This window comes from Colwellia sp. Bg11-12 (assembly GCF_014076955.1).
GTDB lineage: Bacteria > Pseudomonadota > Gammaproteobacteria > Enterobacterales > Alteromonadaceae > Colwellia_A.
This window is the reverse complement of the sequence record NZ_JACGUZ010000074.1, coordinates 47,309-59,513: the sequence shown is the minus strand read 5'-3', so window position 1 is coordinate 59,513 and position 12,205 is coordinate 47,309. Positions and strand designations below refer to the sequence as shown.

Annotated in this window: 8 protein-coding genes; 3 read left to right on the top strand and 5 right to left on the bottom strand. The window is 37.6% G+C overall.

All coding sequences use genetic code 11. The annotated features are described in order from the left end of the window. Positions 1-27: 27 nt before the first annotated feature. Together speE and H4J39_RS12940 are read right to left on the bottom strand one after the other, a co-directional pair. On the bottom strand, positions 28-885 hold the full coding sequence (gene speE, locus H4J39_RS12945; protein ID WP_182228843.1) for a polyamine aminopropyltransferase: 858 nt from the start codon (positions 883-885) through the stop codon (positions 28-30). Continuing rightward, the gene (locus H4J39_RS12940; RefSeq protein ID WP_182228842.1) at positions 875-1,837 is read right to left on the bottom strand and encodes an adenosylmethionine decarboxylase; all 963 of its coding nucleotides are present in this window, start codon (positions 1,835-1,837) and stop codon (positions 875-877) included. The genes speE and H4J39_RS12940 overlap by 11 nt, the downstream gene beginning before the upstream one ends. 218 nt (positions 1,838-2,055) lie before the next feature. On the opposite strand from H4J39_RS12940, the gene speB reads away from it, so the two are divergent. Further along, positions 2,056-3,006, top strand: a complete 951-nt coding sequence (gene speB, locus H4J39_RS12935; protein WP_259368836.1) for an agmatinase — start codon at positions 2,056-2,058, stop codon at positions 3,004-3,006. Between the two features lie 74 nt (positions 3,007-3,080). On the opposite strand, the gene nhaD is transcribed toward speB, so the two are convergent. Then, on the bottom strand, positions 3,081-4,502 hold the full coding sequence (nhaD, locus tag H4J39_RS12930; RefSeq protein WP_310649754.1) for a sodium:proton antiporter NhaD: 1,422 nt from the start codon (positions 4,500-4,502) through the stop codon (positions 3,081-3,083). An 867-nt stretch (positions 4,503-5,369) separates the two neighbouring features. Between nhaD and H4J39_RS12925 the strand changes: the two genes are divergently transcribed. Together H4J39_RS12925 and H4J39_RS12920 are read left to right on the top strand one after the other, a co-directional pair. Further along, the gene (locus tag H4J39_RS12925; protein WP_182228839.1) at positions 5,370-6,836 is read left to right on the top strand and encodes a methyl-accepting chemotaxis protein; all 1,467 of its coding nucleotides are present in this window, start codon (positions 5,370-5,372) and stop codon (positions 6,834-6,836) included. 4 nt (positions 6,837-6,840) lie between these two features. Beyond that, the gene (locus H4J39_RS12920; RefSeq protein WP_182228838.1) at positions 6,841-7,347 is read left to right on the top strand and encodes a DUF6436 domain-containing protein; all 507 of its coding nucleotides are present in this window, start codon (positions 6,841-6,843) and stop codon (positions 7,345-7,347) included. A 292-nt stretch (positions 7,348-7,639) separates the two neighbouring features. Here the strand turns inward: H4J39_RS12920 and H4J39_RS12915 are convergent, their stop codons facing one another. Both H4J39_RS12915 and H4J39_RS12910 read right to left on the bottom strand, forming a co-directional pair. Next, entirely contained in the window at positions 7,640-10,777 is a 3,138-nt protein-coding gene (locus tag H4J39_RS12915) for an efflux RND transporter permease subunit (RefSeq protein ID WP_182228837.1), read from the bottom strand. Between the two features lie 9 nt (positions 10,778-10,786). Beyond that, positions 10,787-12,199, bottom strand: coding sequence for an efflux RND transporter periplasmic adaptor subunit (locus H4J39_RS12910; RefSeq protein ID WP_182228836.1), 1,413 nt, complete (start codon positions 12,197-12,199; stop codon positions 10,787-10,789). Between the last annotated feature and the right edge of the window lie 6 nt (positions 12,200-12,205).

The following is a 12,205-nucleotide window of genomic DNA, read 5'->3' as shown; positions in this document are numbered from 1 at the left end:
AGCAGACAAGGTTTGATTTTTAGCGGCCTAATTATCGATTAACCCCACCAAGCCCTTTTTCACAAAACTGGGCAAAGCAAAGGAAGCAGCGTGTAAAGGTGCGTTATAATAATCAAAGGTCAAACCTGATTTTTCAACACGCTTAGGATTAAAATCGATCGTGGGATGATATTGCTTAGACGCAAAGGTAAAACTCCACAACCCCCCTGGATAAGTTAAATTACTAAAACTATACAAGTAGCTTTTAGGGAATACGTTATTTAATACTTTCAACAGTGATTGTTGAATATCCATGGCGTACCATGACGACTCTCCCTGTGAAACAACAATTCCATCATCCGCTAGGCAGTTAAAAACATCTTTATAAAACGCTTCACCAAATAAAGGTTGTGCCGGTCCAATCGGGTCTGTGCTGTCGACAATTATAACGTCGAACTTCTCAGTCGTGTCTTTCACAAACTGAACACCGTCCCCTATAATAAGATTGATACGCTCATCATTAAGTGCCGCAGAGGTTTGTGGAATGTGCTCTTTACAGGCATCAACAACCATAACATCGATTTCAACCATCGTGCATTTTTTCACGGATTTATGACGAATAACTTCTCTTGCCGTTCCACCGTCGCCACCACCAATAACTAAGACATTTTTAGGACTAGGGTGAACAAATAATGGCACATGGCTTATCATGTCGTGGTAAGCAAATTCGTCACGCTCGGTGACCATGATCAAGCCGTCATTTAATAACATTTTGCCATGGCCTTTTGTTTCAACAACATCGACAGTTTGAAATTCACTTTTTCCAGAGAAAAGTACCTTTTCTACTTTAAATTTAATGCCCAAGAAATCTTCGAATTTTTCTTCTACCCATAAATTAGAGTGCATGGTTTTCTCCTGAAATATTGAGCGTAATTGGCTCAACAAAGGTTGTTTGAGGCAAGATATAGTTAGCAAAGTTAACTAAATAGCCATTATCAAGCTTTTTGCAAACACGTGATTTACTCACGTATTTGGCTGGAATTAACGTGATGAGTTTTTCTTCAAAAGCCTGCTCATTAAAACTCATTAAATCAAAAGATTTCGGTGCCAATATCTCTAAGAGTGTTGGTGCAAGTGCTAGTAAATCTATATTTGATTCAAAACTAATATAACTACTGTCCATTTGAGGCGTAACGTGAATGGTTAAATATTGCTGTTCATTAAGCGCATTAAGTGAATAACCGTAAGGAGAAAACACGAAATCGTCAATAATAAAGCCCGGCAATATCTTATCAATACATAAAAAATCACGGATCTCTTGGGCAGACAAATTGGCTTGTGTTAAATGTTTCGAGGCTTGTTCACTTATTTGATAAGCCAACAACTCGTAGGTAATATCATCAGTGTCAGCAGTAAAGTCGTTGTCTAAGTGAAAGACATAGTTATGGTGGCTGTCCATTTCACCAAAACGATATGCTTTACCAGGTAAATATTGATTAATTAACTTTATATCATCGCCAAAGCAACTCGGCTGCGCATTTGCAAAGTATTCATTCTTACGCTGATAAGTGAGCTGTTTTATCACTTTCTTACCCAGTTTTTGAATGAAAAACTCTACCGCTTTCACTAACTGTGTTTCGCCACAAGTTAAAATTAATATCCTGTCTTGCCAAACAAATAAGCTTGATTCAGACAATAAAAAGGCTTTGCAGTGTTCATTTTGAATGGATGATAGTATTTGGGCTTGGCTACGATTGACTAATTCTGACCAAAACTCGTCATTAACATCAATAAGTAAAGAAAGCTGTTTACCATCAATTAAGATTTCAGCTTTTTTTTCTGATCCCTCAAAAAACATAACAACCCCTCAGTAAAAAAATAGTGCGCCATTTTACAAATTTTATAATTTTTATCAATAAAATAATGGTGCTAACATTGATATAATAAACAATAAAGCTATGAACAATAGCGTGATTTGGTTTGGAAGACTTTCTTTTATAAAAAAATAACTATACTTTTAGCTGTTTTTTTGGATAATCATTCAAAATAATTGTCATTAGGTCTCGCTGCTAAATAATGAAAATGGTTAAAGAAATTAATGTTGATTTAATGCCTGCCCTGATACCTTTTGAAGGGGCTGAAAATAAGCAAGGTATATTTCAAAACACAACACACATTCTCGGTTTTGAGTTCGATGGTACCGCCTGTTTTAGAAAAGGAACAAAAGCCGGACCTAACGCACTTCGCTATGTTTCTGATGGCATTGAATCGTATTCTCCCTATTTAGACGCCGATGTCGACGATATTTCATTTGTTGACCTAGGCAACTTACCCATTGACTTATCAATCGATGAACAAAGTGCAAAGGCTGATATTGAAAGTGCTTATAATAAAACGAATAAGGCATTCACGACGTTATTTGATGATGTTGCCTTAAAAGAAAATAACATTCGCCTGTTAACGTTAGGCGGTGAGCATTCAATTTCGTACGCGCCAATCAAGAAGTATTTATCCGAATTTCCTAATTTAGTGATTTTACATCTCGATGCACATGCTGATTTGCGTGATGGTTACTTAGGGTATCATTATTCGCATGCTTCGATAATTCGTCGTATTACCGACCATTTTGGTGAGCAGAATCAATTGATACAATATGGTATTCGCTCCGGTACTCGCGAAGAATATCAATGGATGAACACCCATAATACCCTTAAAAAAAATCGAGCTGAATTTTTCGCCAGTGTTGAAGCGATACCGAAAGACATTCCTATTTATTTAACTCTAGATTTAGACTATTTTGATCCCAGCTTTTTCCCTGGTACAGGTACTCCTGAGCCAGGAGGGGAAGATTTTCATTCATTTATTAGTTTATGTAAAATATTACGCACTAAATATTTTGTCGGTTGCGACGTAGTAGAGTTATCACCGGCTATTGACAGCACAGGAAATAGTGATGTTTTTGCTGCTAAGGTGGTGCGTGAATTGCTGCTTTGTTTAGAGAAAAGCTTTCTACCTGTTGTTCCATAATCAAACAGACCTTAAGTTAACACCTTTAATATAACGTCAATAAATTAAAGGTGTTTTTAAGTATGTTGAGCCGATTAACCATTTATTAAAAAATGAACGTAAATACTAGCACCGTACCCTAACGCGATCGCCCAACTCCATTTTAAATGTCCTACAAATGAATATTTACCTTTAGTTTGTCCCATTAGAGCGACACCTGCCGCTGAACCAACAGAAAGTAAACTTCCCCCTACCCCAGCGGTCATTGTGACTAATAACCATTGTTGAAGATCCATAACGGGGTTCATGCTCAATACTGCAAAAACAACCGGAATATTATCAATAATGGCTGAAAGTACGCCGACGGCAATATTGGCATAAGTAGGATCCCAGTTGGTATACAATAACTCTGAAACTAAACCTAAATAGCCCATAAAGCCAAGCCCACCAACACACATAACTACGCCATAAAAGAACAGTAAAGTGTCCCATTCGGCACGGGCTATTTTTTCAAAAATGTCAAAAGGAACTATATTGCCTAGACGCTTTAACGCTTTTTCATCATGACTTATGGTTGCCAACGTTCGTTTTTTATTCAATGAGCGAGGTAAGCTTCTGCGTAAATAAAACCCTAAGAATTTTAAATAGCCTAAACCCATCATCATCCCCAATACCGGTGGCATGTTAACCACACTGTGAGTAGCAACCGCAGTAGCAATAGTAAGTATAAATAAAAATATAATTCGCTTAGCACCACGCTTTAATATGAAATCATCATCAGTTATTGGTGTTGATTTTTCATTAGAGATAAAGAAACTCATAATAACAGCAGGTATTAAAAAGTTTACCAGTGACGGTATAAAGAGGACAAAAAACTGTTCAAACTTAACTAATTCTGCCTGCCATATCATTAACGTCGTTATATCACCAAACGGACTAAAAACCCCGCCTGCGTTAGACGCTACTACAATATTGATACAGGCAATATTAATGAACTTAATATCTTTAGGGGCCACTTTAAGTACGATGGCACACATTAACATTGCGGTGGTTAAATTATTCGCAAATGAAGAGATAGCAAATGCCATTAAGCCTGTTACCCAAAATAAGCTGCGTAAACTTAAGCCCTTAGAAATCATCCAAATACGTAAGCTATCAAAAACACCTCGCTCTTCCATCGCATTGATATAAGTCATCGCGACTAATAAAAAGAGTAGTAATTGAGCATATTCAAGTAAATTATGATTAAAAGCCTCTTCGGCTGCTTCTGGAATACCATGTTGTGTATAGATCCAACCAATAATTAACCAAATAATACCTGCCGCAACTAATACCGGTTTTGACTTTCTAAGATGTATAAATTCTTCACCGATCACCAGTAAGTAAGCAATGATAAAAATGGTTAATGCAGTCAAACCTGCTATTGAATTCGTTAGATCTATTTCACCTGCTCCAGCAGCAAAAGCAGGCGTTGCAAGTAGAAATAGTAAGACAGTCGTTATAAGTTTTTTCACAATATTTCTCTGAGGGTTAATTTAAAATTTGTTACAAAAACGTTTTATCTCTCGTGTAAAACTGCATGACTACTTCTTTAAAAATGACAAAATAAGAGTATACAAAGCAAAATTTACCGTTAAAAATAAGCTTAGCGCTAACGTTTAAAAGGCAGACACTTATAAATTAAGGTCTGCCAAAAATAAAGTGTGGGGATTTTACTTGCGTGAACGACCAGCTAAAAAATAATTCAATAACGTATTATTTATTTTAGCCGTGCGCTAACCTTGTAATCACATCAAAGTATTAGCCTAAGTAAAGTATGTGTTTTTGAATATTCATCAATAAATACACACATTTATGCTTAATCGTTATACAGCCCCCAACGAGATGACAATTATATTCCAATTAAAAGACAATACAATTCTAATTAAATGATAATCAAAATAACATGTCGCTATAGAAACATTAAAAATGGAAAAAACAACCGTCATACGTGCCGTATTAATTAGCCCAGAAAAGGAGATTTTTTGAGAAACTGGATGCGTTAGATATTGTTAATGCTTCGCAAAACGTTCGACAAACGTTCGACAAATGTTCAGCAGATATATTGGCGATAAACTAGGAGATGATTGGCAAGATGGTGTATTTAAGTCATAAATTAAATGACAGGTAACCTTCTATAAATAACCGTTCTTTAACTATTAACAATATCGGTTTATTGATTTGTTTAGGCTACTCAACTAATGTTATATAAAATACGTTACTTTAAGTAATGACTTACAAGCACTTACAAAGTTAATTTTTGTAAACCCCCTATTAAAGTTCATATATCAATGTTGAGTTTGTATAAAAAACCGATAATAATTACACTTAAAAATGGATAAAAAATGAATAAAAACAATAAATTATTTACATATCTTTTTAGCGTATTGTTTGCTGAAAGTTTACTGTTAGGTTTTATCTATGATTCATACTTATCTGCATTTGTCATAGGTTTACCTGCTTTACTTGTGCCGATATATTTTTATAAGACCGCGGCAAATAAAGCTATTGCTGGCCATATATCAGCACTTTCAGCAATGATATTTGCTGCTTTGCACATTCATCAGGCAAACGGTTTAATTGAAGTTCATTTTGAAATTTTCATTTTATTGGCTTTTTTAATCATTTTTCAGGATTGGCGAGTATTTATTACCGCTATCCTTGTGGTCGCAATACATCATGTTTCTTTTTACTTCCTTCAGGTAAATGATACAGGGGTATTTATATTTGATGAGGAAAGGCTTTTATTTACAACGGTAATCATTCATGCGGTGTACGCAATTGCTGAGTCGATTATTGCCGGTTACATAGCACATTCTATGAAAGTAGAGAGTGAAGCCGGTAAAGAATTATCTTTAGTTGCCACCACATTAACTGCGGATGTGAACGCAATTGACTTAAACATCAAAACAACAGCAAATAATAATAGCACTTTACTGTCATTTAATGAGTTGCTGGGGCTATTAGCAAGCGTAATTCAGGGTGTAAAAGAGCAAGTTATCGAATTAAATACTAATTCATTAAACTTAAATAAGACGAAAACAGAACTCGAAAGTTCTACAGCACAGCGTCAACAGGAAACTGAAGTTATTGCTGCCTCTGCAGAAGAAATGGCGGTAACCGTTGCATCCATAGCGGAAGAAACTAACCAGTTAAGTGATCAGATGCAAGAAGCAACCAATTACACTAAATCGTCTAACGAAGAAATAATGAGTATTAATGAGCAAAACAAAAACTTAACATCTGCATTAGAAAAAACCAGTGAACAGGTAAACGACCTAGCAAACTCTACTGAAGCGATCTCAAAAGTATTATCTGAGATTAGTGGAATTGCAGAGCAAACAAATTTATTAGCATTAAATGCTGCAATAGAAGCTGCTCGAGCAGGAGAACAAGGCAGAGGTTTTGCTGTTGTCGCCGATGAAGTACGAGCATTAGCCACTCGAACAAAAGAAAGTACAGACAAAATAGGTCAAACACTGTCTCTTTTGAAAAATTATTCTAAGTTAACTACAGACTCTATGACTCATAGTATAGCCATTGTGCAATCCGTGATTGAAAGTGCTGATAATGCCCAAAAACAAATATCTCAAGCATCAATACTCGTTGAACATGCCAGTGCTATATCAATGAATGTAGCGGCTGCGATTGAACAACAATCGGTAACCACAGCAGATATAGCAAAAAGTGCAGAAACCTTGAGGGACACAGCTTTAATAGATAGAGAACGAGTTGAAGCATTGGCTCAAGAAGCGAATAGTGTTACTAATACATCGAGTGCTATGGCGCTTAATATTGCTCGTTTTAAATAACTTTATGACAAAGTTCCAAATTGGAGTACTCACCGTGTGGATAGTTTTTACGCTATCTGCATTTGGTTACTTTACCAAAGGTAGGCTTGTTGATTTTGATGAGAGTAATAAGTTAGCAGGTATTGAATATCAAGAGCTTTCTGGTTACTTTACCCGCTATACTCATCAAGAAAATAAAATAGGTCGCAATACCATATTACATTTCTCTACACCCAGTTGTGATTGTCAAAACTTCAGTGAAAAACATATTCAAGATCTCAATAAATTAGCTGACGTTAATAATTTCATTGTTAAAAATGTTGTCGTTAAGCAGCACAATGTAATCCCTTCCACTCCATCTGTTGCACTGATAGATGAGTCAGGAAAAGTTGTCTATTTCGGTCCTTATGGGCAGGGTTTGGCTTGCTCAAAAACTACAGGTTATGCTCAAACCATGTTGAATAACTACCTAAAAGGATATAACGCAAATATTGTGGTTAAAGAAGCGAAAGGCTGTTATTGCAATGTTTAAAAATCAGTCTACTAATGACTGTGACCCAGAAAAAAAATCATTATTAGATAAAATATTTATCCCTACATCTATCCGCTAGTAACCGCTCACAATTGTTAGTAAAAAGTTCAATACGCAATTTAAGCTCAACCCGTACATTTAAAAAATACTGAGTTTATCTATTCAACTATTCAAATAAGTTTAATTATCTATTAAAGACAAAAATAAAGGCAAAAAAATTACCAATCCCATTAAGCGATTGGTAATTTAAACATCTCATAAACCTAAAACCCTAACGACTTAACGTTAAGTATTACGACGGTTTAATTTTATTAACACCTTTACGTAGTAACCAAGCCATGTCATTTTTATAACGAATGCTGTAGCGCTTAATGTCTTCCATAATTAGGTAGTTAATTGGCACTAAAAATAGCGTAATTATCGTTGCAAACAAAATGCCAAAGCCCAAGCTTACTGCCATTGGAATCAAGAATTGTGCTTGCGTGCTTTTTTCAAATAAAAGTGGCATTAAACCGGCAAATGTTGTCAGCGACGTAAGTAATACTGGCCTAAAGCGTCGACCGCCAGCCGCATAAACAGCATCGAATACTGCGACACCTTCTGAACGCTTTTTATTGATATAGTCAACAAGCACCAAGGAATCGTTAACGACAACACCTGATAAAGCTAATACTCCCATCAAACTTAGTAGGGTTAAATCCATCCCCATTATCCAGTGACCTATTACGGCGCCAACCATACCAAATGGGATTACCATCATGACAACTAATGGCTGAGAATAACTTTTAAAAGGAATGGCGAGTAAAATATATATCACCAATAACAAACCATACATGCCAAACTTTAATTCTTGAGAAGACTCTTTTTGATCTCTCGCCTCTCCCGCCATTTCATAGCTAAGACCGGGGTAGCCGCTAATAGCTTGCTGCAAAAACTCGCTTAACTCTTCTTGTACAGCCGATAAGTTACCTTGCTCTTTATTAAAATCAGCCGTTACAGAAAGCGTGCGTTGGCGATCAATACGTAAAATACTTGAAGGGCTTAACCCTGGCACAATGTCAGCAATTTGCCATAGAGGCACTTCTTGACGCTCCCCTACTCTTATCATCATCTGTTCTAATGTTTCAATCGACTGCCTGGCTGCAATAGGGTATCGCACCATCACTCGAACTTCTTCTCGCCCACGCTGAATACGCTGAACTTCGAAGCCATATACGGCCTGGCGCACTTGCCTAGCAACCATATTCAAGTTAAGTCCAAGCAAAGTCGCCTCTGGCTTGAGTTTTAATTGTAATTCTTCTTTACCATCAGACATTGAATCTTCAACATCAGAAACCGCAGAAAACTCGCTTAATTTACCTTTGAACTCTTCACCTAACGCAGCTAAATCGTCGGCATTTTTCCCTCGCAATTCAATATTAATTGCTGGCCTGCTCCAACCTATTTCAGCACGATAATTTAATTGCTCAGCACCCGCAACTTGTCCAACCATTTTTCGCCACTCAGCAACCAGCTGTTGTGTACCAATTTCTAAACTGCGGTCTTCTGGCGGAATAGTTTCTACGCGGACCCGACCGGTACTTGAGTTACGTCCACCACTGATAGAATAAATATTCTTAATAATCGATTCACCCAATTCAGGGTCAATATATTTAGCTTGTAATAATTGCGCTTGTTTTGTCATGTGAGCCACAATACGGTCAGTACTTTCAAAAGCAGTACCTGCTGGCATTGTCAGCGTTGCTGTTGCAACTTCACTTTGTACTCGAGGGAAAAATACAAACTTAGTTTGACCACTAGCAAGCGCGCCAATAATAATAAATAATGACGACAGCATAATAGCGAGCGTCGCGTAACGCCAACGTAGCGCTAATGCCAGTAAGGGTTGGTAAAAATTGGCGATAAAAGTCTCTAACGATTTTGATATCGCCATTTGAATACGGGTTAACCGAGATGGCGCGCCTGTGCGTGGTTTAATATGTTTAAGATGCGCAGGTAACACTAATTTAGATTCTATCAATGAAAAAAGTAAAACAGGCACAATGACATAAGGAATGCTTTGATACCAACTGCCCCGACCTTCTAATAAAGCAAGCGGAATAAAAGCAGCAACGGTGGTTAAAATACCAAAAGTCACTGGTACAGCAACTTCTTGCGTACCTTTAATAGCAGCAGTAAGAGGATCTGTGCCCCGCTGCATATGTTCATAAACATTCTCACCGGTAACAATCGCATCGTCAACTACGATCCCCAGCACTAAAATAAAAGCAAACAAACTCATTAGGTTAAGTGATATACCAAAGACAGGCATCAAAATAAACGCCCCCATAAAAGACATAGGAATGCCAATACACACCCACAAGGCAACGGCAGGTCTTAAAAATAAAGCTAACAATAAAATAACTAATAGTGCGCCTTGCCATGCACTTTTAGTGAGTGTCGCCAATCGTGCTTTTATCGACTTACTGCGATCTCGCCAGTAGGTCATCGTTAAACCTTCAGGTAACGCTTCTTGCTTACTTAAAATATAATTTTTAACCGCATCAGTTACATCAATAATGCTTTGGTCACCGACACGAAACACTTCTACTTCTATCGCAGGTATACCGTTAAATCTTGTTCTTAAAGAGGTTTCTTCAAACTCATCACGTAGCACGGCAATATCACCTAAGCGAATTAACGTACCATCTTTATCGGTTAAAATAGGTAATTGGCTAAAATCACTTGCTCTGTAAGCTTGACCAATACTGCGAATAAAAATATCCCCGCCTGCTGTTTTTAAATTACCTGCAGAAACATCTGTAGAATTGCGCCTTAAGGCATCAGCAACTTGTTCTAATGTCAGATCGTATTTTCTTAAAGACCACTCGGGTATTTCAATCGATATTTCAAAACGCAGTGAATTGTCAACACTAACTTGTGACACTTCAGGCAACGCAGCTAGTTCGTCTCGAACATCTTCAGCCAAACGACGTAACGTTAAACTGTCATAATCACCATACATCACAACACCAATGGCATCGCGTTTTCGCTGTGGCATTGTAACAAGTGGTCGCTCAGCTTCGACAGGAAAGTTATTGATTGCGTCAACTCGACTTTTCATCTCATCAAGCATTTCTCTTACGTCGAAACCGTCTTCAACTTCAACCGTGACACTTGAACTTCCTTCATTAGAACGTGAAGTCATTACACGAATGCCAGGGATATCTTGAATAGCTTCCTCAATCTTTATTGTTAACCCTTCTTCCACTTCTTGTGGCGAAGCTCCCGGCAATACTGTACTAACTTGCACGGTATTAATTTCAAATTCAGGAAACAGGTCGACAGGAATTTTATTTGATAAGCTATAAAGTCCAGCAACCACAATAACTAACATTAAAAGGTTAGCTGCAACATCGTTGCGAGCAAACCAAGCGATTAATCCATGCATAATAAGCTCCTAGTTTTGCGTCGGTGTGGATGAGTTAGCGGCCGCTTTATTTACTGCGGGTAAAGTTACTGGGCTATTATCGCTTGGCTTGGTATCTTTTTTAACGGGAAATATTAAAGACTTATTGGTGGCTAACTGTTCGTTAACGTTCACATCATTCAATGACTTTACACGTGTACCAGCAGCCAAATTGGCGGTTGGCGTTAAAATAAGTTGGTCAGTGGAATTAATCAGTTTGTCATAATTGTTAATGGTATCTGCTTGTGGCGACGCAGAAATAACTACCGAATCTTTATCTGTCCACAAAGGAGTAATTAGTCGCTTTTGTAATACTCCCTCTTCAGCGACCGCAACCATATTACTCTGACTTACCGCTCGTCTTGGAATCGCATAAACATTCATCAATTGTGTGCCTTCAATTTTCGCTCTTAAAAATTGCCCTACGCGTAATGCTGGCAATTGCTCTGAGCTAACAAATGGATTGTCGAGCTTGGCAACGACATAAAGCATTCGAGTAGATGAATCAAATGCGCCTTCGCTGCGAACTAATTTACCTTCCCAAGTATAAGTTTTACCGCCTAGTTCCCCTTCAAAAAGCACAATAGGTAAGTTTGCTTGGTTATTTATAGGAGTGTTTCCTGGGGTATGATAATCATCTGGTAATTGAATATGTGCTAAGTCTTGTGCTTTTACCGGCAGCCTGACTTCAATAAAATCGGTTGAGTATATTTCAGCAATTGTTTGAGAAGGGTTAACCACTTGTCCTAAATCAACCATTTGCTTTAAAATCTTCCCATCAAATGGTGCTTTTACTTGTGTCCTTTCGAGATTCAGTTTAGCTTTCGCTAAACGTGCTTTTGATGCATCAAAAGACGCTAACGCTGCAGCAACTTGTGGTTTTCTAAGTGCTAAATCACGTCCTGCATCACTACCTGGCTGTATATTCCAGTCTTGTTCCGCGACATCAGCTTGCGCCAACTCTTCTTTATATTTAACCCATGCATCAGCAACCGTTGATTTAGCAACATCGACTTCTATTTGGTAATCACGGGGATCTATAGAGAGTAAAACATCACCGGCCTTAAAAGATGCACCCGCACGAATATTATTAGCTACTTCGATAACACGACCATTTACCTCTGCAACTAGTTGTGTTTGCGTTAATGGCTCAGCAGAGCCATAAGACTCAATCCAAACAGGATAATTAGACGCTGTTAATTTTACTGTTTCTACACCAACTGAAGCCGGTGGTCCTCCACCCCACTTTTTCACACTAGGTTTACTGGCAAACATTGCGGCAATGATTGAGAAAGCAATAATAAATATAATAATGGTCACAATTAAGTGAACCCCCCAAACGACAGGCTTTTTACTGACTTCCAAGGCTTCCACCGATTTTTTGGGTGAATTTATATCGCTCATCTAACA